Consider the following 24161-nt stretch of genomic DNA (forward strand, 5'->3'; position numbering starts at 1 on the left):
CGGCTCGACTATAGGGATTTAGGGCGCCTTCGCAACGCGCGCCAGTGTCACGACATCAACCCGGGCAGCATCGGCTTGCATGGCCGCCTGTGTCGCCACCCCAAGAGTCGCCCCCGATGTCATCACGTCATCCACAATCAGCACGTTGCGTCCCGCGATCAGATCGGCGCGTACAGGGTTGACGGTGATCGCGTCGGCGAGATTGGCAAGGCGTGCGTCTCGGTCATGGCCCTTCTGGCTCGCAGTATTTCGGGTGCGCAGGAACAGGTCGACGCAGCCCTCGCGCCCGGTGATCCGCGCCATCGCCTGCGCCAGCAGTGCGGATTGGTTGTAGCGCCGTTTCAGTAATCGCCAGCGATGCAGTGGGATCGGCGCAATCAGCGTGTCGGGCGTGATCAGGGGGCGTGCTGCCTGCGCCATCCAAGCCGCCATCGGCCGCACCAGATCAAGCCGGTCGGCATGTTTGAATGACAGAACCAAATCGCGCCCCACGCCGGAATACATCATTGCCGTGCGCCCGCGCGTCCACGGGCGCGGATGGGTCATGCAATCGTCGCACAACACAGATTCGCCGCCGTCGTCACCGGGCAGGGGCACGCCGCAGGCATCGCAGACCGTGCCGGTGGCGAAACTCGTCTGCTCCCAGCAACTCAGACACAGGCCGAAATCAGACCCGACCTCTTCTCCACAGGCAATGCAGCGCGGTGGGAAAACGGCGTGAAGCGCGTGCATTCCTCCCGCTAGCATCCGTGCGCGAAGCACGTTAAGACCTGTCTCAGCCATGAACACACCGCCCCTCTTGACCGACCGCGCCGCCTTGAGGCGCCAACGCGCCCGCGCCGCGCGCGCCCCCGAGCTATTCCTGCACGAGGATGCGGCCGATGAGCTGTATGAAAGGCTCCAAGAGGTTAACAGAACCTTTACGTCACCCGCCGTAATCACCGCTTTTCCCGAACCGTGGCGCAAAATCCTGTCCAACGCCAAGATCGTGGCCGATAGCGACCTGCTTGATCTGGAAGAGGGCGCGCATGATCTGGTGGTGCATGCGATGTGCTTGCATTGGGCGAATGATCCGGTCGGGCAGATGGTGCAGGCAGCCCGCGCGCTGGAACCCGACGGGCTGTTTCTGGCGGTGATGTTTGGTGGCCAGACCCTGAACGAGCTGCGCGCGGCGCTGGCGCAGGCCGAGGCCGCGATCACCGGCGGTCTTAGCCCGCGTGTGCTGCCGATGGGTGAAATTCGCGATCTGGGCGCTTTGCTGGGGCGGGCCGGATTTGCGCTGCCGGTGGCAGATGCGGTGACGCGCAAGGTGACTTACGAAACCCCGCTGCGCCTGCTCAGCGATCTGCGTGCCATGGGCGAGACCAACGCGCTTGCGGCCCGCAGCCGCCATTTCACCCGTCGCGATATAATGTCCGAGGCGTTGCGGATCTATTCCGACAGCTATCGCGAGCCTGATGGTCGCGTGCGCGCCACGTTCGAGATGGTTTGGCTGACAGGCTGGAAACCCCACCCGAAACAGCAAAAACCCCTGCGCCCCGGAACCGCCGCGAATCGTTTGGCCGATGCGCTGGGCACGATGGAAATTCCGACGGGGGATAAGCCGGGGCACTAAATTCGCCCGGCGCGGATTACCCCAGCGCGGTCAGAAACGCCTTGGACCACCAATGCACGTCCTGCGTGGTCAGCCCCTTCATCAACGCGTGATAACGCTCGCGCCGTTCAGACAGCGACATCATTAAAGCGGTCAGCATCGCGGTTGCCATTTGCTCGGTGTCATGGGGATTGACGATCAACGCCTCCTCCATCTGCTCGGCGGCCCCGGCAAATTGCGACAACATCAGAACACCGGGATTTTCGGGGTTTTGCGCCGCGATATATTCCTTGGCCACAAGGTTCATCCCGTCCATCAGCGGCGTCACCAGCCCGACTTGCGAGGCGCGATACAGCCCCGCCAGAACCGCGCGCGGCACGGGGCGGTTGATGAACCGGATCGGCGCCCATTGGATATCAGCAAACTGCCCGTTGATCCGGCCCGACAGATGCTCGGTCTCTTCGCGAATATCGTCATAGGCGGGCACGCCTTCGCGGGTGGGCGGAGAGATCTGGATCAGCGAAACATGGCGGTGCCAATCCTCGTGGCGTTCGAGAAACTCGCCAAAGGCGCGAAAGCGTTGCGGCACACCCTTGGAATAATCCAGCCGATCCACGCCGATCATCAGGCTGCGATTGGGCTTCACGATGCCTGCGGGCAGCTTTTCGATCTCTTGCTCGGCCAGTGTCTTGAACTCGCCTGCGTCGATCGAGATCGGAAACGCCTCGATCCGGCACTGACGCGGGGCAAGATGCACAAAACCGTTGCCCAGATCCGAGGCCTCGCCGATCTCGACCATCGAGGCCAGACAAGCGCGCACATCGCGCTCGGCCTGCAATCCCACCAAATCAAAATTCGACAACCACTGGCAAATCTCACGCCCGTTAGGCAGCGCCTGCATCGCCGTCGGGCCGGGAAACGGCGTGTGTAGAAAAAATCCCATGGGGCTGTGAACGCCGAGCGTGCGCAGTTCATAGGCCAGCGGCAGGAAGTGGAAATCATGCACCCAGATCCGGTCTTCGGGCTGGATGATCGGCGCAAGCATCTTGGCCAGTCGCCGGTTCACCTGCTTGTAGCTATCGAGATAATCCTGCTGGATCTGCATCAGATCGGTGCGACCGTGAAACAGGGGCCACAGCACCGAATTGGAATAGCCGTCGTAATACAGCGCGTGCTCTTCCTCGGTCAGATCAAAGCGCATCCGTTTGAACGGCCCGCCTTTAATCTCGCGAAGCTCTGTGCCGGGCTGTTTGACGGTCTCGCCCGATGTGCCGATCCAAAGCCCGCCGTTTTCGCTTAGGACATCGCCAAGCGCCACGACCAGCCCGCCCGAGGGGTTTGCCCCGGTGGGAATGCGGTTTGACAGGCAAATCAGACGTCCCATGCTTAGCCCTCCAATGCCGCCATGAGCCAAGCGCGCAACTGGCTTGGCGCATCTAATCGAAACCGCGCAACGCTGTGTCCCGCGCCGATCTTGACGCCGAAACCGCCATGATCCTCGGCCCAAGCGAGCGCAGGCTCGTCGGTCGTGTCATCGCCCGCATAGACCGGGCGGCGTCCTGCGAAAGCGGATAGCTCGGACAACAGCGCCAGCGCGCCATCCTTGGAAAAACCTGCCGGACGCAGTTCAACCGCCATCTTCGCGGGTTGCACGGCAAAATCGCCATGACGTGCCGCAAGGTCCTGCGCAAACCCTTCAACCAGCGTCTGCTGAGCGGGATCAGACCGGAAATGCACCGCGCCGCCATGGCTTTTATGCTCATAAAGCAGGCCCGACCGGGTGGCAAAGCTGGCCATCTCCTGTTGCAACTCAGAGAGGCCCGCAGGCTGATGCGCCATTGGGGCCGTCATGCCGCGCGCTTCGGCCCCGTGAGAGCCGACCATCGGCCCGTCAAACCCCTGCAAAAACGTCTCTAACTCGTGCAAAGAGCGCCCTGACACGATGGCCAGCGCCCCGTTCAAACGCGCTGACAGATCCTGCAAAACGCGGGGCAAAGCATCAGGCACCTTGATGGCATCGGGAGTGGGGGCGATGTCAACAAGGCAGCCATCGAAATCCAGAAAAAGCGCCTCCCGCCCGAGGTTCAACGCGGGGGGTGTCGGTTTCACGCCAGTTGAGTCATCCATTGTCATGATGTGAACGTAAGTGATCCTGAAGCGGTTGAATAGGCCGCATTGACCTGACGGGGAAACCCTTTAAGTCGAGAGAATGTTCCAAAAGACTGAATGATAGGACAGTGACCGATGACGAATGACGCCGCCACGCGCCTTGCCCATGCGCCAGCCGACCATCCGCCCGTGAAAGCCGCCAAAATCGGCCTGCTGGTTGCAAATCTGGGAACGCCGGACGGCACCGATTACTGGTCAATGCGCCGCTATCTGAACGAGTTTCTGTCGGACGAGCGCGTGATCGATATTGCGCGCTGGAAATGGCAGCCGCTGTTGCAGCTGATCATCCTGACCAAGCGGCCCTTCACGAGCGGCGCGAATTACAAGACGATCTGGAACAACGAGGCGGATGAAAGCCCGCTGATGACGATCACCAAGCAGCAGGTCACCAAGCTGCGCGCGGCGGTCTCGGCGCGTTACGGGGCCGAAGTCGTGGTCGATTATTGCATGCGCTACGGCAATCCCTCGACCAAATCGGTCGTGGATCGCATGGTCGCGCAGGGCTGCGAGAAAATCCTGTTTGTGCCGCTTTACCCGCAATATGCGGGTCCGACCTCGGCCACCGCTAATGACGAATTCTTCCGCGCATTAATGAAGCAGAAACGTCAGCCCGCCGCGCGCATCGCGCCGGAATATTTCGACCGTCCCAGCTATATCGAGGCGCTCGCGACCTCGGTCGAGCGCGCTTATGCCAAGCTCGACACCAAGCCGGATGTGCTGGTGGCGTCGTATCATGGGATGCCGCGCCGCTACCTGATGGAGGGCGACCCCTACCACTGCCAATGCCAGAAAACGTCTCGGCTTTTGCGTGAGCGGCTGGGCTGGGACAAGGACGCGATCGACACGACCTTCCAGTCGGTCTTTGGCCGCGAAGTCTGGCTCAAGCCCTACACGGTCGAGCATGTCGCCGAACTCGCCAAAGCGGGCAAAAAGAACATCGCGGTGATCTCGCCTGCGTTTTCCGCCGATTGCATCGAGACGCTAGAGGAAATCAACGGAGAGATTTGCGAAGCATTCGAACATGCAGGTGGCGAAACCTTCACCTATATTCCCTGCCTGAATGACGACGATCTGCATATCGACGCGCTGATGGATCTGGTGCAGGAAAACCTGGCGGGCTGGATCGAATAGAGCCTATTGCTGCTTAAATCAGCCCAAACCGATCAATTTTGGCACCTGCGCCATATCGGTGAACAATTCCGCGCCTTCTGCCGCAAGGCGCGGATTCGCCCCCTGCGGCGCATAGCCCAAACAACGCATCCCGGCGTTCTTGGCGGCGCGCGCACCGGTTGCACTGTCCTCGATCACGACACAGGCCGTTGGATCAGCCCCCACAGCCCGCGCCGCATGTAAATACAAATCCGGCGCAGGCTTCGGACAGCCCATGTCCTGACCTGAAAACAACCGCCCCTCAAGCCGCGCTTTGATGTCGGGATACTGGCCCAGCGTGGCCTCCATCTTGGCCATGCGCCCGTTCGAGCCGACCGCATAGGCGATGCCCGCTGCGTCAAGCCGATCCAGCAGATCCGCGATCCCCGGCATCAGCGCAACCCCCTCGCGCAGCCGCGCGTAAAGCCGGATGTAATAGCTCTCGACCCAGTCGTCAGGCAGCGTCGCGCCCATCTCGCGGGCCTGACGCGCCACGCCTTCGATGGTGCCGCCGATAAACATGCGCTCCATCTCGTCATGCGACATCGACAGGCCATGCGCGGCGAGTTCCTCGCCAAGAAGATCGAAAGTCGCAGGCTCGCTATCCACCAGCACCCCGTCGCAATCAAACAAAACCGCTTGCACGTTCATTCCGGGTTCCTTGCCAATGTGACCAGCGTGTCGCCATAGCGGCGCTGGTCGATTTGTACCAATGGGGCGGGGATGATTGGTGCCACGCTTTCTTCCCAGACCACCATCGCGCCGGGGGCGACCCAGCCGCCTTCAAGACACGAGGCAATCGCGCGCTCGCCCAGACCCATCCCATAGGGCGGATCGAGGAAGATCAGGTCATAGCCAGCGCCCCGGCATGGCCCCATCTTGGTCGCATCGCGCCGCCAGACATCGGTGACGCCCATCGCGCGCATCGCGTCGATGTTCTGGCGTATCAGAGCGCGCGCGACCGTGCCATCATCGACAAAAGCGACCCGTGCAGCCCCGCGCGACAAAGCCTCAAGCCCCAGCGCGCCAGTGCCCGCAAACAGATCAAGCACGCGGGTCTCGTGCAGCGGGTTGCCATGCCCGCCGTTGATCAGCAGGTTGAAGATGCTCTCGCGCACCCGGTCTGTCGTGGGGCGCAAATGCGCTTGCGCATCGCCCGCGCCCACATCGGCCAGCTTCAATCCACGGCGCGCGCCGCCGATGATCCTCATTTCAGCAAGGCTTTCAGGTCGGTGTCCGGATCAGCCACTTGCGCGGGGGTGACAGGCTTGCCGCCTTCGATCAGCCGCTTGCCGATCATGTAGGCGCGCGCATCCGAAATCGCATCGACGGCAATCAACTGCCCCGCGCGGAAATACCAGAAACTCTCGCCTTCGCCCTGCCGCGTGATCACCTGATCATAGCCTGCATTCAGCCCCGCAATTTGCAGCTTGGCGTCGAACTGATCCGACCAGAACCACGGTTTGGGACTATAATCGCACGCCGCGCCCAGCATGTTCTGCGCAACCAGCTCGCCCATGTCGATCGCATTGCCAACGCTTTCCAGCCGCAGTCTGCCCGCGCCGCTTGGAAACGCAGCGCAATCGCCTGCGGCCCAGATATGGCGGTCAGAACTGCGCCCGTGCAAATCCACCGCAATACCGTTTTCACAAATAATCCCAGCCTCGCGCGCAATCTCGTCATCCGGTGTCACGCCAATCCCGACAATCACGAAATCGGCAGTGATTTTTCGGCCATCACTCAGCTCCGCTCCGCTGACCTGCGCATCCCCCGTCAACTGCGTCAGGCCCACGCCTTCAATAATTTCAACGCCATGGGCGCGATGCAACTCACGGATCGCGTCCGCCGTTTGCGCGCAGGCCACGCGGCCCAGAATACGCGGGGCGGCCTCAATCAGCGTGACCTCAAGCCCCAGCTTGCGCGCGACTGCCGCCGCCTCAAGGCCGATATAGCCGCCGCCAATCACCACCAGCCGCTTGCCCGGCACAAACAGCGCGCGCATCGCATCGACATCGGCCAGATTGCGCACGGTAAACACATTGCCAAGCGCCCCGCCAATCGCGGCTGGCAAACGTTTGGGCGTGGCCCCCGTGCACAGCGCCAATTCGGTGTAATCGAGAGTGTCGCCATCCGATAAAGTGACCACCTGCGCATTCGGATCAATCGCCGTTACCGTCGTGCTCAGATGCAGGCTTACATCGTTTTCCGCCCACCAGGTATCGGCGCGCAAAGTCAATCGCTCGACCGCCATTTCCCCCAGCAAATAAGCCTTGGACAGGGGCGGGCGCTGATAGGGGGGCACGGGCTCTGCGCCGATGACACTGATTGCGCCGTCATAGCCAAGGGCGCGCAATTTCGCCGCCATTGAGGCTGCCGCCTGACCCGCTCCGACAATAACGATCCCGCTCATGCAACTCTCCACTGGCCCAATCCGTGCCTGACCCTATATCGTTGCAAGCGATAAACGCAACGCGACAACAACGGAGCTTTCGATGACCATTACAACTGGAGACGTCCTTCCCGGCGCTACCTTCCTCGCGATGGGTGCCGAGGGCCCGCAAGATGTCAGCCTTGGGGATAAGATGAAGGGCCGCAAGATCGTGATCTTTGCCGTGCCGGGCGCTTACACCGGGGTTTGCACGACCGCGCATGTTCCCAGTTTCATGCGCACCAAAGATGCGTTTGCTGAAAAGGGCGTGGACGAGATCCTGTGCGTCGCCGTCAACGACCCGTTCGTGATGCAGGCTTGGGGCGAGTCGACGGGGGCCACCAAGGCCGGTCTGAGCATGCTCGCTGACGCTGAAGGCGCGTTTACCCAAGCGATTGGCATGGATTTCAGCGCCCCTCCGGCGGGTCTGATCAATCGCTCACGCCGCTATGCGATGCTGGTCGAGGATGGCGTCGTCAAAGTGTTGCATGTCGAGGAAAGCCCCGGCACCTGCGAGGCTTCGGCAGGCGAAAGCCTATTGGCCGCGATCTGATCCGGTGTGGCGGAGGGCCTGCGCTCTCCGCCCAACCAAAGCCTATTCGGGCACCTCATCGGCAAGACGCATGATCGGACGCCCGATATCGCGATCGACCTCACCCTGATCGTCAACCAAGGCATCCAGCGCGCGTGCCAGTTCGATATCAAGCACGCTTATCCCGCCACAATCATGCGTCGTCAGCGTGACTTCCACCGTGTTATAGACGTTGCGCCAATCGGGATGGTGATCCATCTTCTCGGCGCAAAGCGCAGCCTGTGACATGAACCCCCAAGCGGCTGAAAAATCTTTGAATTTCAGCCGCTTGATCAGGGCGTCACCGCTTTCTGCCGCGCGCCAGCCGGTATCTTCCAGCCCACGCAGCAGGGCTTTGCGTTCTTCGGGGTCAAGCTTCGAAGTCATCAGTCTCTCCCTCATCGCAGTCGGTTGAATGTCGTGCCGCCCCCTCGCCCTTCCAGACTAGAGCGCGCCGTTTTGCATCCCGTTTTGCGCAGGCTTTTACGCAGTTTCAATACGCGGCACCTGCACAACTTCCAATGTGCGCGTCGGGAAGGGAATGCCGATGTCGTTGGCGTCGAACGCTTCCTTGATCTTGCGCAGCAGTTCGGATTGCAAGCCCCAGTAATCGCTTGAATTGGCCCAGACCCGAAAGGTGAAATCGACCGAGCTATCGCCCAGCGCCTTCACCCGGATTGTCGGGGCAGGATCTGACAAAGCACGCGGGTCCGAGGTCGAAAGCTCTTCCAGAACGGACTGGGTTTTCTTCAGATCCGCGTCATAGGCAACGCCGATCGTCAGATCCATCATCCGCGTGGAATTGGCCGAGTAATTGATGATCGAACTTGCCCAGATATCGCCATTGGGAACGATGATCTGCAGCCCGTCATAGGTCGTCAAAACCGTGTAAAACAACTGGATTTCACTTACCGTGCCGCTTTCGCTGCCTGCTTCGATGAAGTCTCCCTGCCGGAACGGGCGAAACATAATGATCATCACCCCGGCGGCGAGATTCTTCAGCGCCCCCTGCAGCGCCAGACCCACGGCCAGACCTGCGGCACCGATCAAGGCTGCCAGCGATGTCGTCTGGATACCGAAACGGTTGAGGATGAAAATGATCCCGATCCCGAGGATCAGGTATTTCGCCAGATTTCCCAGAAAACCGAACAGCGTATCGTCCAGCTTTTGATGGTTGTTTGACAGCGATACGATCCGCCGCTTGGCCCATGACGAGACCGCCATAGAGACCAACAGGATCACCAGCGCCGCCACGACATTCACCGCAACAAGAATCGCCGCGTCGATACGCGTTTGTGTCAGCCAACCGCTGACATTCGTAAGTTCGTCCAAAGTCATCCATTTCCCCTAAGTTTCTTGGGTGACAAACGCGGGTTGCCGATTAGGGTTCCCGATTGGCCCGAAACGGCCCCATTTCATTCAGGATTTCAATATCCTGATCGACTGCGGCGCGTTCGCCTTCAAGATAATCCGCGATAGCGTGGCGCAGGCCCGGATGGCCGATCCAATGCGCCGAATAGGTCGGCACGGGCAGATAGCCCCGCGCGAGCTTGTGCTCGCCCTGTGCTCCGGCTTCAACCCTTTGCAATCCATGCGCAATCGCCCAATCGACGGCCTGATGATAGCATAGTTCGAAATGCAGATAGGAGTGATCTTCGATGCACCCCCAATAGCGCCCGAACAGCGCCTCACGCCCGATGATATTCAGCGCTCCTGCAATCGGCCGCCCATCCCGCAGCGCCAGCACCAGCAGCACATCGTCGCGCATCTCATGCAGCGCGTCGAAAAAAGCCCGCGTCAGATAGGGGCGGCCCCATTTTCGGCTGCCGGTATCTTGGTAAAACGTCCAGAACGCATCCCAATGCTCGGGGCGAATATCATCTCCCGTAAGCTGCACAATCTGTCCGCCGAAATCCTGCGCGCGCGCGCGCTCTTTGCGCAGGGCCTTGCGTTTGCGCGACGAGAGATCGCCGAGGAAATCGTCAAAACTGCCGTAGCCGCGATTGATCCAGTGAAATTGCTGACCGATGCGCGCCAGCCATCCGGCGTCGTCAGCGGCCTCCATTTCTGGTTGCGTGCAAAAGGTCATGTGGACCGACGACACGCCCGCCCCCTCGGCAATTTGCGCCATGCCCGCCAGCAGCGCCTTGCGACCGATCTCTTCAAGCCCCGGCAGAACCAGCAAACGCCGCCCCGTCACCGGCGTAAATGGCACCGCGCATTGTAGCTTGGGGTAATAGCGCCCTCCTGCCCGCTCGAACGCATCTGCCCAGCCGTGATCGAATACATATTCGCCTTGCGAGTGGCTTTTGACGTAAAGCGGCGCGACGCCGATCACCCGACCCTCAATCTTCGCGACCAGATGGCGCGCGTCCCAGCCCGTGCCCGGTCCGACCGAGCCCGACGCTTCCAGCGCGGCCAGAAAGCGATGTGTTGTAAACGGATCAAGCGCCCGCCCGCCCTCAGGGCAGGCGCAGGCATTCCAATCTGTTTCGCTTATTTCGGAAATATCCGAATAAAGCGTGATTTCAACGCCTTGATCCATGGCACCTATCGGGGGCTGCGAGGTCTTTCGCTGAACTTGGGGCGAGCCGTCTTTTGGTCAAGCGGGCAGGGGCGAAAGATACCCCTCGAAGGTGACGTTATCGGCGACGCGGCGCGCCTGCGTTTCGGCCTCCAGCGAGCGGATCGTCCAGCACAACACCGGCACATTGCGCGCCTTGAGTTCCGCCACGCGAGAAGAATCCAGATCCTTTGCCTCATGCGAGATAAACTGCGCATTCAGGGCGTCGAAATCAGGGATTGCCCGCAATTCCTCGCGCCGCGCGGCGGGCAGTAGCTGCCAATCCTGCGCTTTATAGGCTGATGTTGTCAGCCCGACGCAAATCTCTGGGGCCGCTTTAGAAAACGCCGCGATCGAATACGGATTGAACGACATCACGGCCAGCGGCCCCGCGTAATCGCGCAACAACTCCGCCGCGGCGACCTCAAGCGAGCCGACATCGGGGCCCATCGCGCCATCCTGATCCTTGATCTCAATCAGCAGCGGCGCGCGCCCGTTCACCAGCGCCAGCACTTCGGCAAGCGTGGGAATGCCCTCATCCCCGCCAGTCAGCACGATTTTCGACAGCTCCGCCGCGCTGCGCCCTTTCACAGGACCGGTTTCTCCGGTCAGCCGATGTAGGCCGTAATCGTGAAATACCATCACTTTACCATCGGCCGAGGGTTGCAGATCAAGCTCGATCCCGTAGCCCGCCGCAATCGCCGCGCGCATCGCTGCAAGGCTGTTTTCAGGGCGACCCGCCGATTTGTCATGCAGCGCGCGATGTGCCAGCGGCTGGGTCAGAAACGCAGGATGCAGCGCCATCATTCGACCTCGAAAATCGCCTCGATTTCAACGCCAACGCCCAGCGGCAGGCTTGGCGCACCCACGGCGGCACGCGCGTGACGCCCGGCATCACCGAATACCTCGACCATCAGATCGGAACAGCCGTTCACGACCTTGGGTTGCTCGGTAAAATCGGGCGTACAGTTGACGAATCCGGTCAGCTTGACCACCCGCGTCACGCGGTCCAGATCGCCCAGCGCCGCCTTGGCCTGCGCAATCAGCGCCAGCCCGCAAAACCGTGCCGCGGTGGCACCCTCATCGGCGTCCATGCTTGCACCAAGACGCCCCAAGATCAGCCCGTCTGGTCCGTTTGAAATCTGCCCCGAGACATACAGCAAATTGCCACTTTGCACGAAGGGCACATAGTTCGCCGCAGGTGCAGGGGCCGCAGGCAAAGTGATCCCGAGTTCTTCCAGTCGTGCTTCGATTTTCGCCATTATCGTCTCCATGAATTTGCGCCGGAGGCTAGGCGCGCGCCGCGCCGCTCGCAAGGTCAAAACCACGCGGCGGGATTTACGCCTCGCTCTCGGCGCAATGACGGCGGAACGCTTGTTTCAACAGGTCCAACTCGGCACGCAACAAGTCGATCTCGGCGCGCAGATCATCGGCCAGAGGTTCGCCTGCCACAATCGTGAAATGCGCAACCTCTGCACCACTGGCGCAATCGCGCACAACAAAGCTCAAAACCCCGTCCGACAGCAGTTCTGCGGGGACCGGCTGCGAGACCTGCCATTCCCCTGCCGAGCCAGTTACCGTCAGCCCGTCCAGCACCTGACCCAGATGCAGCACTTCCAGATCCGGCGCGGCCTCCTGATGACAGATCGCCTCCCAGTGACCAGCCCGCATGCGCGTCATTTCCAGCATGGCAAACCCCTTATATATCAGCGCGCGGATAGCGCGCGAACGTCATGTCGCGCAGCACGATCTGGTTCATCGCGGGGCGTTCAAAAATGATGTCGACCCACGCCTTTTCCAGTCGCTTTTCGTTCATCCGCGTATAGGCGAGATCAAATTCCACAAAGCTATCCCCCTGCGACAGGGGCATCTCGCGCACGAGTTGCTCGTTATTAGGGCCGTGCTTGATGTTGAGGCGGCAGAAAATCTCAAGCGGGCGCTCTAGCTCCAGCTTTAGATCAAGGCGCACAAGATGGTTCAGGTGCAGCCCGCGCAATGCGGTCTCGGGCAGATCCAACGCGAAAGACAGGAACGAGCCGCCAAAGCGAAACACATCCATGCGCAGCGCAAACGGCGCAAGATCGGTTTCGTGGCGGTTACGGATCTGGCGCAGCGTGATTTCGGATTCGGAGCAGTCGTGAAACAGGGTCAGCTCCCGGCCCAGTTGCGCCCGGTTTTCTGCCCCCGCCACCCCAAAGGGCGACACCGGACCACGCCATAGCTCGGGGCGCCACGTCCAGTCGCTGGTCGCCGGCGCAGGCACCGAATCAGCCCCAATCCGGGGCAGTTGCATCCGCCCTTCAACCTGATGCAGCACGGCGTCGATTTCACGGCGCAGCGCGCGTGCATCCGAGCGCAACAGCGGCAGTTGCGCCAAGCTCAGACTGCCCGCAGCCCGCGCAGCCTCGCGCCACCGCGCCAAAGCGCGCCGCTGAACCACACGGTCAAGAAAGGAGCTTCGCGGTGTCTTTGCCATCCTAATCCAAGTTTCATCGCCCGCAGGCGCGTCAATTTCCAATATCGAAACAGTTATTTCTTATCGTTTCTTTACGCGAAAGGGCATTTCGGGACATAAATCGGAAAATTCTTCAACAGTTTCCTGATGAACGGCCCTCGTCCCTCTTAATTCGCTCTTCGTATAGCCTCGGCAAAGCGCGTAATCAGGGTCTTTTGCGCCCCGGCACTCATCTCTCCATCTTTCAGCGGCATGACAGAAAGCGCCGTGATGCGCCCCCCCAGATCAGCGATCGCACGCAAATAAACCTGCGCCACCGGCGGTCCGCCACTTCGCGAGCGATCCTGAATATTCAGCAACAACATATCCTGCGAAATCTCGGAGTGCAGGATTTTCACGTCAGCGCTCTCGCCAGATCGCGACAGCGCCGCGCGCCCGATATCCGAACGAAAGAATGTCTCCATCCGCTTCAGCCGATCATGACTAAGCTTGCCGTTTTCATCCTTGACCGTGGGTGGCCCCACTGTCGCGCTTAGCAGGGCAGGCTCGGACGCGCGCGCGTCGTTAGGATTGCCCGAAATCGCGGCGCAATTGCCAAACAAGACGAACCCGCCATTGCGTTGATCGCTTCGCGACTTGGGGTCAACGCACCAGCCTTTGGGCGCAGCGATGGTCAACGCGCCCTCCGCCAAAGTCGTGCGCGCCTGACCCACTTGCGTGCTGCCCATTCCGGTGGGCACGCAGCCTGCCAGCATCAACGCAAGCGAGGCCGCAATTATCGGCTTGAACAGGGAGAGGCGATTGACGGGCGTGAAGCTGACTAACATGGCAAAACAGATAGAATGTTGCAGCGTAGCTCGCAAGCCTGACCGCGGGTTTATCGCGCCAGATGCAGCACCCGATCGGCGGCTAGCGCGTCTTGTTCATCATGGCTAACCATCAGCGCGGGAATTGCAGATGCGGCAATATGGCTCAGCACAAAGGCGCGGATGTCTTCTCGCAACCCCGTATCAAGGCGCGCAAACGCCTCGTCGATCAGAATCGCGTACGGCTGTGCCAGCAGCGCCCGCATCAGCGCCACCCGCATCCGCTGCCCGCCCGAAAGCGTTGCCGGATCGCGGGTTTCAAACCCCGCCAGCCCGGCTTGCTCCAGCGCATTTGCCACAGCTTCACGCCGCGCCGCGCGTCCACGTACCTCTGCGCGCAAACCAAAGGCAAGATTGTCGCCCACCGACAGATGGGGAAACAGCTGCGCGTCTTGAAATAAGACCCCAACACCGCGTTTTTCGGCAGGTAACGCCCCCAAATCACCCCCATTAAGCGTGATCGTCCCGGTCGTACGAAACCCGCGCGGCAGATGTCCGCCGATATGCGCGATCAGGCTGGATTTTCCCACGCCCGATGGCCCCATCACGCAGACCGTTTCGCCGGGCGCAACCGATAGCGAGAGCGGCGCGAACAAAGCCGCCTCTGCCCCCGGCGCGATCAGGCTCACATTGCTTAGCTCTAAACTCATAGCGTTCCCCCCCGCAGCCCGCGCCGATTGCGATACAACCAAAGCGGCAGCGCCAAAGCCAAAAGATAGCCGATCAGCGGCAGCGCCGCCTGCATCAGCGCCATGATCGCCGCCAAGCGTCGATCCGCGCCAGAGGCCAGCGCCACGGCCTCGGTCGCAAGCACCTGCACCCGCCCCGCGCCGGGCAGCAGAACGGCAAGATATTGCGCCACCGACACCGCAACGCCAATCGCTGCCGCCATCGCAATCGGGGCGGCCAGCATCGGCAGCTTTACCGCCAAAAGCCGCCGCAATGGCCCCGCGCCAAGGCTAGCGGCGCTTGCCATCAAGGCAGGGTCAAGCGCCCGCCAAGGCCCTGCCAGCGCGATCATCACATAGGGAAACACGAACAGCAGTTCAGCCCAAATCACCGCCGGCGTTCCGGGCGGCAGGCCCAGCCATAGGAACCCCGTCGTCAGCCCCTGCAGAAACCCGATCTGGGGCAGCAACAGGGGCAGCGCGATCATCCATCCCAGATGCAACCTCCTCTGCGTTCGGTCCTCGATTTCCAGCCAAAATAGAGCCAAACATAGCGCAATCGTCGTGCCTGCAACTGCCAAACCCAGCGTGAGGAGCGCCGGTCCGACCCAATCGGCGGCGTCCCAAAGCCGCATCGAAAACCCGCTCGGCAGTGCGTTTGGAAAGCGCCAAAACGTTGCCACGCTCCACAGCAACAGCGCGCCCAGCGCACCGATCCCCAAGCCTGCAACGATTATTGCCACCAACGGCCCCATCACCTGCGCGCCACTATGCCCCCGCCGCCCCCTACGCAGCCAGACGCGACCTAGCGCTGCCACCAACCGCTCCCCCGCCAGCCACGCCAGCAGACTCGCCGCCATGACCCCCAGCAAAATCACCGCCATCGCAGAGGCAGGCTGCGCCATCGCCGGATCGGGCGCGCCAAACAGCCGCAAAATCTGCACAGCCATCACCGGCGGGTTCGACGGCCCCAACACCAGCGCCATATCCACCACCGATAGCGAAAACCCCAGCACAATCAAAACCGGCAGGCGCAGCGCGGGGTAAAGCTGCGGCCAGATCATCAGCCGCCAGACCTGCCCGCGCGGATAGCCCAGCGCACGCCCAGCCGCCATCTGTCCGCCAATATCGCGCGGCCCGGCGGCGACCAACGTCGCGAGCACCAGAAACGGCACCTCTTTCAGCATCAGCCCAAGGATCAGCGTCACGCCCCAAGGATCGCCCACCGTGACAAACGCAGGCGGCAAATCCCAGCCCGTGGCCCAAGGTGAGATCAGCCGCGCCGCCCAGCCCGAAGGAGCGAGCAAGAACGCCAGCCCAATCGCCAGCGCAGCATGGGGAACCGCTAAAAGCGGCGTCAGAAACCGCACCGCGCCTGCTTTGCTCACCAGCCACATACCCAGCGGAACAGAGACCAAAAGCGACCCTAACGTTGCCCCAAGCCCGGTGACAAGCGTCAGCCGCAAGCTGCTGGAAAAACCGGGCAGGGCAAACGCTTGCGCAAAGCCTCGCCAGCCCAAATCAAACCGCCCGATCCCCGGCTGCCAGCCCAGAGCCGCGCCAAGCGTAAGGCCCACGCCAACAAAAATTGGCGCGCCAAACAGCAATAGGAACAGGGCGCGGGCAGCGATCATTTCGTGTAGCGCTTGGCCCAATCTTCGGTGATCCGCGTCATCCAGCTTGGATGCGGCTCGGGCAGGGTCGGCCCCAAATCGGCAAGCGTGGGCAGCGCCGGAGCGGTCGGCAAAGCCGCAAACGCCGCCTTGGCCGCGTCATCCAATTTGTCCGGATCGAGCACCGCATAGCTGCCCAATACGTCGATATTTTGCATATGCGCCTGCGTTGCCGGATCAAGCAGGAAATTCGCCACCAATTCGGCCCCCGCACGATGCGCCGCGTTATAGGGAATAGCCACGAAAGACATGTTTCCGATCGAGCCATCCTCGGGCACCCAAACGCGCACGCTGGGCGGCAAGACCTGTTGCCCGATCATCGCAGCCGGGGCCGCCGGATCGAGGAACATCGCGAAATCAGTCTCTCCATCGGCCAAAAGCTGGGCTTGCGCGCTTTCATTCTCGGGGAAATCTCGGCCCTGATGCCACATATTCGGACGCAGCGCGTCATACCACGCCCAAAGCGGCGCGGTTTCCTTGGCATAGCTCGCATCGGTGACGGGGGCTGCCAAGGCTGCCGGATCTGGAGCCATCTCGACCAAAGCCTGTTTCAGAAAGGTCGCGCCCATAAAATTCGCCGGATTCGGGTGGGTGAAACGCCCCGGATGTGCGCCCGCCCAAGCGCCGAGGCCCGCCATGTCCTTAGGCAAGTCGCTCACCCGATCCCCGTCATAGGCAAAGACGAATTTCGCAAGCCGCCACGGGCTTTCATAGCCCTCGGTGGGCACGGTAAAATCCGTTGTCGCCGCCGACCCCGGCGCAAGATCAAGATATTTCGCATTCGGCAGATCGGTCAGAAACGGCCCCGCCAACAGCCCCGCCTGTTTCATCGCCAGAAAATTCGGACCGTTGATCCAGATCAGATCAACCGCGCCACCGCTATCCTTGCCTGCCGCCTTTTCAGCCTGCACGCGCGAGACCGCCTCGGCCGTATCGCTTAGCTTTACCTGTTCCACAGTAACGCCGTGACGCGCTTGCATCTGCTCTGACACCCAATCGATGAACGCATTGGTGCGCGGATCGCCTCCCCACGCGTTGAAATACACCGTCTGACCCTTGGCCTCGGCCTGCGTCTGCGCCCAATCCGCCAATGCCGGAGTGCCCAGCGCAAAAGACGCCGCAAGACCCAGCGCGATAACAAGTTTCTTCATAGCTACTCCGTGTCGGAAAATGCCCGCCAGCCCATCAGCCAGCGGGTGAGCGTGGTCAGGGTGCAGGCCAGCGCGAACAGATAGGCGAGCAACGGAAAGGCTGCAGGGAACAGGCAGATCGCGGCGAAGAACAAGATCGTCTCGGCCCCCTCGGTCAGCCCGCCCAGATAGTAGATGCCTTTGCTCGGATAGCTTTGCGCGCTCATCTCACGTTTCGCGGCAATCGAAGCAAAGGCCAGAAAGCTGGACCCGCTGCCGACAAAAGCCGCGATCAACACGCTGGCCGCCAGCGCATTGCGCGCCGGATCGGCCAGCGCAAACCCGACCGGGATCAGCGCGTAAAACACAAAATCAAGCGCGATATCAAGGAAAGCCCCGCGATCCGTCGGCCCGTTAATCCGCGCGATGGCCCCGTCCAGACCATCCGCCAAACGATTGAGCAATATCAGCACCAGCGCCAGCCAATAGGCCTGCATCGCCAGCGCCGGTATCGCCAACAGCCCGATCGCAAACCCCGTAACCGTTACCTGATCGGCGCGCACGCCCCGCGCAGCCAGCGCCGCGGCAGGTGAGCGCAACATCGCGCGCTGAAGCGGTAAGAGTGCTGCATCAATCATCCGCGCCTCCATGTCATGAACCGACTTGCCAGCGCCAACATGCGCGGGTTCACATGCCCCTGCCGCCAGCGTCCGGCCGCGTTTTTGGCAGCTTCCGACCAGCTTGGATAGATATGGGGCGTGGACAGGATCTTGCCCAGCCCCAGCTTGTGACGCATCGCGAGCGTGACTTCGGCGAGGATTTCGCCCGCATGATCGCCCAAAACGGTCGCGCCCAAAATCTTATCCGAGCCTTTCGCCGTAATGATCTGCACAAACCCCTCGCGCGCGCCCTCAGTGATGGCGCGGTCCAGATCGCCCAGCGGATAGCGCACAACTTCATGCGCGATCTCCTGCGCCTCGGCTTCCGCCACGGTTAACCCGACACGCGCAACTTCGGGCGCTGTGAAAACCGCCGCCGGAATCGGTGCCGAAGCCGCCTTGAACCGCCAGAACGGAGCCGCAAGCGCATTCGCCGCCGCGATCCAGCCCTGATGCCCGGCCGCATTGGTCAGCTGCAACGGCCCCGCCACATCGCCCGCCGCAAGGATATTGGGCAGCAGCGTCTCAAGGTATTCGTTGGTTTCAATCACCCGATCGGTGCGAATACCTAGCTCTTCCAGACCATACCCCTCAAGCCGCGCGCGCCGGCCCACAGCGACCAGTAGCATGTCAAATGCGATCCGCGTGCCATCGTCCAACTCGACCCATTTGTCGCCATCGACACCAAATTGCATCGCTTTCGCACCGGCTTTCACGTCCACACCGTCATGGCGTAGCGCCGCTTGCAGCGCGTCCGAGACCTCAGGCTCTTCGCGCTCCACCAACCGGTCCGCCGCTTCGATCAGCGTCACACCACCGCCCAGCCGCGCAATCGCCTGCGCCAACTCACAGCCAATCGGTCCGCCACCCAAAATGACCATCCGCTCGGGCGGGGCGGGGCGCGCAGCCAGCGCCGCCCAAAGCGTTTCCGAGGTCAGCGGCTCGACCTGATCCAGCCCCGGCAAGGGCGGGATCACCGGCGCGGCCCCTGTCGCCAGCACAATCGCGCGGCTGGACCAGCGCTGGCCGTCCATCTCGACGGTCCAGGGGTCGATCAGCGTGGCATGACCGCGCCGCACATCCACGCCCAAGCCCTCATAGCGCTCGACCGAGTCGTTGGGCGCAATCGTCGCGATCACCTCGGAAATCCGCGCCGTCACGCGCGACCAATCCACCACAGGTTCACTGCTGACACCCAACGCTGCCCCGGCGCTCGCATTCGCGGCCGCACGGCCCGAGGCAATCAGTGCTTTGGACGGAACGCAGCCGGAATTCAGGCAATCGCCGCCCATTTGCGCCTGCTCAACCAGCGTCACCTTCGCCTTGGCTTGCGCTGCGACATAAGACGCCACCAGCCCCGCCGCTCCCGCGCCAATCACCGTGAGATTGCGATCAAAGCTTTTCGGGCGCGTAAAGCCACGATAGGCCCGGCGGCGCGCTACGATGCGCAAGCCTGCCCGCGCGATCCACGGGAAAATCGCGAGCAACACAAACGCCCCCAGCAACCCCGGCGACAAGATGCCCGACAGACTGTTAAGCTGCCCAAGCTGCGCGCCGGCGGCCACGTAAACCACCGTGCCCGGCAACATCCCCAACTGCGAAATAATGTAGAACCGCAACGCCTTCATCTGCGTCAACCCAAAGGCAAGGTTGATCACGAAGAACGGCACGACGGGGATCAGCCGCAAGGAAAACAGATAAAACGCCCCATCGCGCGCCACGCCCTTTTCGATCGCGCCCAACCGATTGCCCAGCTTGCCGCGAACCCAGTCACGCATCAGATAACGGCCCACCAAGAACGCCAGAAGCGCCCCGATAGACGAGGCAAACGAGATCAACACCAACCCTTGCCAGAATCCGAACAAGGCCGCGCCCAGCAGCGTCATCCACAGCGCAAACGGCAAGGATAGAGCCGCAATTGCGACGTAAAGAACGAAAAACCCCAGCGGCAGCGCCAGCGGATAGCTCGCTTGCCACCCCCGCAAACCGTCGCGCAAATTGCGCAGCGAATCCGGGCTCGGATCGGCCACAATAAAGGTCGCTATGACAGCCACCACGATCAGTGCCGCGAATATAATAGGTTTGCGCATCGGTCCCCGCATGTGTCGTTTTAGTGATAAAGCCCAGAGGCTACTTTCCCAAGACGTTTCAATGGTGCATTTCGTTACACTCTTTCGCTCATCGCGTGGCTTTGACAGTGTTACGCAATAAATGGAGGCAGGGATGCATTTTCTTGGACTCGACGGCGGCGGCAGCGGATGTCGCGCGGTTCTGGCGGATAAAACGGGGCGCATTATTGGGCGGGGATCGGCAGGTCCGGCCAATATCGCAAGCGACCTCGCAAGCGCTACGCACAATATTCGCACCGCTTGCGATGAGGCGATGGCGGGCGTCGAGATAGCCGATATGCGCGCAGTTCTCGGGCTTGCAGGCGCGAATCTCGGCGACGCCGCCGAGGCGCTTGCCGCGCAACTCCCGTTTCAGGCACGCGTGGTGCAAGATGTGACCACCTCGGTGCGGGGCGCGCTGGGCACGGGCGACGGGATCGTCGCGGCGATCGGCACCGGCTCGGTTTTTGCGCGCCAGATGGGGGGCGTGATCCATTCGATTGGGGGCTGGGGGCTGCGTTTGGGCGATGAGGGCTCGGGGGCGTGGATCGGTCGCGCGCTTGGGATGGCCGCCGCGCGCGCGTCGGATGGATTTTGTGAGATCACGCCGCTTTTGCGCGATGCGCTCAGCGAATGGGACGGTCGCGCGGGGCTGATTGCCTTCAGTCTGCGCGCCACCGCCGCCGATTGGGCGGCATACGCGCCGCGTGTGCTCAATTCTGATGATACCGCCGCTTACGAGATCCGCGATCAGGCCGAGGCCGAAATTCGCGCGGCGATCACCCTGCTGCAACCCGAATCCCCGCTGCCGGTGACTTGGATCGGCGGATTGGGCAAGTTACTGGCGCTGCCGGACTGGCCCGCGCAGGAGCCATTGGGGACATCGCTTGACGGGGCCTTGGCGATGGCGATGGAGGGTCGAACATGAGCCAACTTATAATCGAAGCCGCGCGCGTTTTTGACGGGTCCGAGATGCTTGAAAACCACGCAATTGTGCTGGAACAGGGTCGAATTACAGCGATTTTGCCGCTGACCGAGGTCCCCTCGGGCGACACCATCGCGCTGCCCGATGGCGTGCTTGCTCCCGGTTTGGTCGATCTGCAAGTCAATGGCGGTGGCGGCGTGATGCTGGACGGCGATGTGACGCAAGATCGCCTTGCCACGATCTGCGCCGCGCATGCTGGCCTTGGCGCGACGTCGATCCTGCCGACGCTGATCACCGACAGTTTTGCCGCGACGCAAACCGTGCTGGCGGCGGGCGTGACCGCCGTTGGCCGCGTGCCGGGCTTCGCCGGGCTGCATCTGGAAGGTCCCCATCTTGACCCTAAGCGCCCCGGTTGCCACCCGCCCGGCCTGATCCGCCCGATGGATGAGGGCGATATCGAGCTGCTGCTAGAGGCCAAAACCGGCCTGCCCGCGCTAATCGTCACGCTCTCGCCCGCCTCGGCTACGCCCGAGCAGATCGCGCGGCTGTCTGATGGCGGGATTATCGTCAGCCTCGGCCATTCCGAGTGCAGTTTCGAGCAAGCCCAGAGCGCAGTGGAGGCCGGCGCGCATATGGTTACCCATCTGTTCAACGCGATGAGCCAGCTTAGCAGCCGCACCCCCGGTCTGGTCGGCGCGGCGCTTGCCTTGCCAGTATCGGCGGGGCTGATCGCTGATGGCATCCATGTGCATCCCGAAACGATCCGCCTCGCACTGGCGGCTAAACAGCGGGGCGATCTGTTCCTGGTGAGCGATGCGATGGCCTGTGCAGGCTCTAACATGGCGGAATTTGACTTGGCCGGGCGCAGAATCTTGCGTCAGAACGGCGCGCTTCGGTTGCAAGACGGCACGTTGGCCGGGGCCGATCTGTCGCTGCCCCAAGCGATCCGCTACATGATCGAGACGGTCGGTGTCGCACCCGAGCGCGCCCTCGCCATGGCCACCCGCATCCCCGCGCAAGCAATTGGCGCGCCATTGGGCCGGATCGCGCCGGGCTTCCCCGCCGATCTGGTGCATTTCGATGAAAACTGGGCGCTCACCCGCGTTTGGCAAGGCGGTCAGGCGAAATCCGTCACCGCATAGCCCTGAATATACAGTAACGCGCTCAGATCGCCGTGATTGATGCGAATGTCGCATTGCGCCGCGACCGAGGGCTTGGCGTGCAGTGCCACCCCGGCGCCCGCCAGCCCCAGCATTCCCAGATCATTCGCGCCATCACCCACCGCCATAACGTCGCCATGGGCAATCCCGAGCCGATCTGAAATCTCAAGCAACGCCTGTACCTTCGCCTCACGCCCAAGGATCGGGCGGGCCACGTCACCCGTCAAATGTCCATCCGTCACTAACAGCGTGTTCGCACGGTTCTCGTCAAAACCCAGCGTCTTGGCGACATGTCCGGTAAAGGCGGTAAATCCCCCCGATACCAGCGCGCAATACGCCCCGTTCGCCTTCATCGTCGCCAGCAGATCATGCCCGCCCGGCATGAAGCTGATCCGCGTTTCGATGACCTCTTCGATCACGCTATCGGGCAACCCTTTGAGCAAGCCGACCCGTTCCGTCAACGCCCCCTCAAAGTCCAATTCGCCATTCATCGCCCGCGCGGTGATATCCTTGACCCGCGCCCCGACGCCGGCCACATCGGCCAGCTCGTCGATACATTCCTGCTGGATCATCGTGCTGTCCATATCGGCCAGCAACATCTGCTTTCGCCGCCCTTCGCTGGGCTGCACCACCAGATCGACACCCAGCCCCTGCAAGCCTTCCCAAGCCTGCGCGGCATTGCGCGGCACCGTGTCGCAGGAGAACTCGGCGGCGACATTGGGGTTGAGCCAACGCGCATCGCCGCCCCCCCACGCGCCGCAGAGCGCATCCAGCGTGGCCTGATCCAGATTGGCCTGCGACGGGTCGGCGATCAGCGTGGCGGTGAACATGCGCGCTCCTGTGGGAAATGTCGTATCCGGGACGTGATGCGGCGCATTAGACGAATTTTCCCTCTTGCGCCAGAGGGGCACCGCGCGTATCTGCGGCAGCGGGACACCCTTCCCCAACGAAGGGCACATATCTGAAAGGATACCAGCAATGGCTATTCAAGCTCCGGCAGCGCGCCCGGCCAATCCGCGTTTTTCTTCGGGCCCTTGCACGAAGATCCCCGGTTTCTCCCTCGACATGCTGTCCGACGCGCCCTTGGGTCGCTCGCACCGTGCCGCTATCGGCAAAGCCAAGCTGAAAGAGGCGATCGAAGCCACTCGCGAAATTCTGGGCATCCCGGCGGATTACCGCATCGGCATCGTGCCTGCCTCTGATACCGGCGCTGTGGAAATGGCGATGTGGTCGCTGCTTGGCGAACGCAAGGCGACGATGTGCGCTTGGGAAAGCTTTGGCGCTGGCTGGGTGACCGATGTGGTCAAACAGCTCAAGATCGACGCTGAAACCAAGACTGCCGAGTATGGCGATATCGTTGATTTTACGCAGGTCGATTTCAACACCGATGTCGTGTTCACCTGGAACGGCACCACCTCTGGCGTGCGCGTCCCGAATGGCGATGCAATTCCGGCGGATCGCGAAGGGCTGACGATCTGTGACGCCACCAGCGCCGCGTTTGCGATGGATCTGCCTTGGGACAAGCTCGATGTGACCACCTTCTCATGGCAGAAAGTACTGGGCGGCGAAGGCGGCCACGGCGTTCTGGTCCTGTCGCCCCGCGCCGTTGCACGTTTGGAAAGCTACAGCCCCGCTTGGCCGCTGCCGAAAATCTTCCGCATGACCAAAGGCGGCAAGCTGATCGAAGGCATCTTTGTAGGTGAAACCATCAACACGCCCTCGATGTTGTGCGTCGAAGACTACCTAGTGTCGCTGAAATGGGCGAAATCCATTGGCGGGCTCAAGGGCCTTGTGGATCGCGCCACGGCGAATGCGAAAACCGTCTGGGATTTCTGCGATGCGCGCGACTGGATCGCGAATCTCGCCAATGACCCGGCGACCGCCTCGACCACCAGCGTTTGCGTGAAGTTCACCGATACCCGTATCAAAGACGGCGCGGCATTTGCCAAAGCCGTTGCCAAGCGTCTGGAAAAAGAGGGCGTCGGTCTTGATCTTGGCGCCTATCGTGACGCGCCCGCAGGTCTGCGGATCTGGTGTGGCTCG

General features: G+C 61.9%; 26 protein-coding genes. 6 read left to right on the forward strand and 20 right to left on the reverse strand.

Features of this window, described 5'->3' with window-relative positions:
* Window positions 1-18: 18 nt before the first annotated feature.
* On the reverse strand, window positions 19-732 hold the full coding sequence (locus DT23_RS09280; RefSeq protein ID WP_038130664.1) for a ComF family protein: 714 nt from the start codon (window positions 730-732) through the stop codon (window positions 19-21).
* 49 nt (window positions 733-781) lie between these two features.
* On the opposite strand from DT23_RS09280, the gene DT23_RS09285 reads away from it, so the two are divergent.
* On the forward strand, window positions 782-1615 hold the full coding sequence (locus tag DT23_RS09285; protein WP_038130666.1) for a methyltransferase domain-containing protein: 834 nt from the start codon (window positions 782-784) through the stop codon (window positions 1613-1615).
* Window positions 1616-1631: 16 nt separating this feature from the next.
* Here DT23_RS09285 and DT23_RS09290 read toward each other — a convergent pair whose 3' ends face one another.
* Both DT23_RS09290 and otsB read right to left on the reverse strand, forming a co-directional pair.
* A complete protein-coding gene (locus tag DT23_RS09290; RefSeq protein ID WP_038130668.1) occupies window positions 1632-2978 on the reverse strand; it encodes an alpha,alpha-trehalose-phosphate synthase (UDP-forming) in 1347 nt (448 codons plus the stop codon).
* Between the two features lie 2 nt (window positions 2979-2980).
* Window positions 2981-3703 (reverse strand): trehalose-phosphatase, encoded by a 723-nt coding sequence (gene otsB / locus DT23_RS09295; RefSeq protein ID WP_038130701.1) that lies wholly within the window; start codon window positions 3701-3703, stop codon window positions 2981-2983.
* 135 nt (window positions 3704-3838) lie between these two features.
* Here otsB and hemH point away from each other — a divergent pair, with 135 nt between their 5' ends.
* A complete protein-coding gene (gene hemH / locus DT23_RS09300) occupies window positions 3839-4894 on the forward strand; it encodes a ferrochelatase (RefSeq protein WP_038130670.1) in 1056 nt (351 codons plus the stop codon).
* An 18-nt stretch (window positions 4895-4912) separates the two neighbouring features.
* Here the strand turns inward: hemH and DT23_RS09305 are convergent, their stop codons facing one another.
* Genes DT23_RS09305 through DT23_RS09315 form a run of 3 tightly spaced genes read right to left on the reverse strand, consistent with a single transcriptional unit; the run spans window position 4913 to window position 7322 of the window.
* The gene (locus DT23_RS09305) at window positions 4913-5563 is read right to left on the reverse strand and encodes an HAD family hydrolase (RefSeq protein ID WP_038130672.1); all 651 of its coding nucleotides are present in this window, start codon (window positions 5561-5563) and stop codon (window positions 4913-4915) included.
* Window positions 5560-6123, reverse strand: coding sequence for a 16S rRNA (guanine(966)-N(2))-methyltransferase RsmD (gene rsmD, locus DT23_RS09310; RefSeq protein ID WP_038130674.1), 564 nt, complete (start codon window positions 6121-6123; stop codon window positions 5560-5562). The genes DT23_RS09305 and rsmD overlap by 4 nt, the downstream gene beginning before the upstream one ends.
* Window positions 6120-7322, reverse strand: coding sequence for an NAD(P)/FAD-dependent oxidoreductase (locus tag DT23_RS09315; RefSeq protein ID WP_038130675.1), 1203 nt, complete (start codon window positions 7320-7322; stop codon window positions 6120-6122). Before DT23_RS09315 ends, rsmD begins: the two co-directional genes overlap by 4 nt.
* An 82-nt stretch (window positions 7323-7404) precedes the next feature.
* Between DT23_RS09315 and DT23_RS09320 the strand changes: the two genes are divergently transcribed.
* Complete coding sequence (locus DT23_RS09320) at window positions 7405-7893, forward strand: peroxiredoxin (protein ID WP_038130677.1); 489 nt, start codon at window positions 7405-7407, stop codon at window positions 7891-7893.
* A 42-nt stretch (window positions 7894-7935) separates the two neighbouring features.
* Here the strand turns inward: DT23_RS09320 and DT23_RS09325 are convergent, their stop codons facing one another.
* The 13 genes from DT23_RS09325 to DT23_RS09385 form a co-directional block, all read right to left on the reverse strand.
* Entirely contained in the window at window positions 7936-8298 is a 363-nt protein-coding gene (locus DT23_RS09325) for a 4a-hydroxytetrahydrobiopterin dehydratase (protein ID WP_081847051.1), read from the reverse strand.
* A 96-nt stretch (window positions 8299-8394) separates the two neighbouring features.
* Entirely contained in the window at window positions 8395-9249 is an 855-nt protein-coding gene (locus tag DT23_RS09330) for a mechanosensitive ion channel family protein (protein ID WP_038130678.1), read from the reverse strand.
* Between the two features lie 43 nt (window positions 9250-9292).
* Window positions 9293-10456 (reverse strand): GNAT family N-acetyltransferase, encoded by a 1164-nt coding sequence (locus DT23_RS09335; protein ID WP_038130679.1) that lies wholly within the window; start codon window positions 10454-10456, stop codon window positions 9293-9295.
* A 57-nt stretch (window positions 10457-10513) separates the two neighbouring features.
* Window positions 10514-11281, reverse strand: coding sequence for a glycerophosphodiester phosphodiesterase family protein (locus DT23_RS09340; protein WP_038130681.1), 768 nt, complete (start codon window positions 11279-11281; stop codon window positions 10514-10516).
* Window positions 11278-11736, reverse strand: coding sequence for a RidA family protein (locus tag DT23_RS09345; RefSeq protein ID WP_038130682.1), 459 nt, complete (start codon window positions 11734-11736; stop codon window positions 11278-11280). The genes DT23_RS09340 and DT23_RS09345 overlap by 4 nt, the downstream gene beginning before the upstream one ends.
* Window positions 11737-11812: 76 nt before the next feature.
* Entirely contained in the window at window positions 11813-12163 is a 351-nt protein-coding gene (locus DT23_RS09350; RefSeq protein WP_038130685.1) for a hypothetical protein, read from the reverse strand.
* A 10-nt stretch (window positions 12164-12173) separates the two neighbouring features.
* A complete protein-coding gene (locus DT23_RS09355) occupies window positions 12174-12950 on the reverse strand; it encodes a DUF6478 family protein (protein ID WP_038130686.1) in 777 nt (258 codons plus the stop codon).
* A gap of 146 nt (window positions 12951-13096) precedes the next feature.
* The gene (locus tag DT23_RS18565) at window positions 13097-13756 is read right to left on the reverse strand and encodes a hypothetical protein (RefSeq protein WP_051697178.1); all 660 of its coding nucleotides are present in this window, start codon (window positions 13754-13756) and stop codon (window positions 13097-13099) included.
* Between the two features lie 50 nt (window positions 13757-13806).
* The gene (locus tag DT23_RS09365; protein WP_051697179.1) at window positions 13807-14445 is read right to left on the reverse strand and encodes an ATP-binding cassette domain-containing protein; all 639 of its coding nucleotides are present in this window, start codon (window positions 14443-14445) and stop codon (window positions 13807-13809) included.
* Window positions 14442-16097, reverse strand: coding sequence for an ABC transporter permease (locus DT23_RS09370; protein ID WP_038130688.1), 1656 nt, complete (start codon window positions 16095-16097; stop codon window positions 14442-14444). Before DT23_RS09370 ends, DT23_RS09365 begins: the two co-directional genes overlap by 4 nt.
* Window positions 16094-17287, reverse strand: a complete 1194-nt coding sequence (locus DT23_RS09375) for an ABC transporter substrate-binding protein (RefSeq protein WP_038130690.1) — start codon at window positions 17285-17287, stop codon at window positions 16094-16096. The genes DT23_RS09370 and DT23_RS09375 overlap by 4 nt, the downstream gene beginning before the upstream one ends.
* A 2-nt stretch (window positions 17288-17289) precedes the next feature.
* A complete protein-coding gene (locus DT23_RS09380) occupies window positions 17290-17904 on the reverse strand; it encodes a CDP-alcohol phosphatidyltransferase family protein (RefSeq protein ID WP_038130707.1) in 615 nt (204 codons plus the stop codon).
* A complete protein-coding gene (locus tag DT23_RS09385; protein ID WP_038130708.1) occupies window positions 17901-20015 on the reverse strand; it encodes an FAD-dependent oxidoreductase in 2115 nt (704 codons plus the stop codon). Before DT23_RS09385 ends, DT23_RS09380 begins: the two co-directional genes overlap by 4 nt.
* A 133-nt stretch (window positions 20016-20148) precedes the next feature.
* On the opposite strand from DT23_RS09385, the gene DT23_RS09390 reads away from it, so the two are divergent.
* Both DT23_RS09390 and nagA read left to right on the forward strand, forming a co-directional pair.
* A complete protein-coding gene (locus DT23_RS09390; RefSeq protein ID WP_038130691.1) occupies window positions 20149-20961 on the forward strand; it encodes a glucosamine kinase nucleotide-binding domain-containing protein in 813 nt (270 codons plus the stop codon).
* Window positions 20958-22100 carry an N-acetylglucosamine-6-phosphate deacetylase gene (gene nagA / locus DT23_RS09395; protein WP_038130692.1) on the forward strand — a complete coding sequence of 381 codons (1143 nt, stop codon included), beginning with the start codon at window positions 20958-20960 and terminating at the stop codon, window positions 22098-22100. The genes DT23_RS09390 and nagA overlap by 4 nt, the downstream gene beginning before the upstream one ends.
* On the opposite strand, the gene serB is transcribed toward nagA, so the two are convergent.
* Entirely contained in the window at window positions 22076-22948 is an 873-nt protein-coding gene (gene serB / locus DT23_RS09400) for a phosphoserine phosphatase SerB (protein WP_038130693.1), read from the reverse strand. The genes nagA and serB overlap by 25 nt on opposite strands.
* 148 nt (window positions 22949-23096) lie before the next feature.
* On the opposite strand from serB, the gene DT23_RS09405 reads away from it, so the two are divergent.
* A partial coding sequence (locus DT23_RS09405) for a phosphoserine transaminase (protein ID WP_038130694.1) occupies window positions 23097-24161 on the forward strand: 1065 nt, incomplete at its 3' end.

This window comes from Thioclava indica (assembly GCF_000714545.1).
Classification (GTDB): domain Bacteria; phylum Pseudomonadota; class Alphaproteobacteria; order Rhodobacterales; family Rhodobacteraceae; genus Thioclava; species Thioclava indica.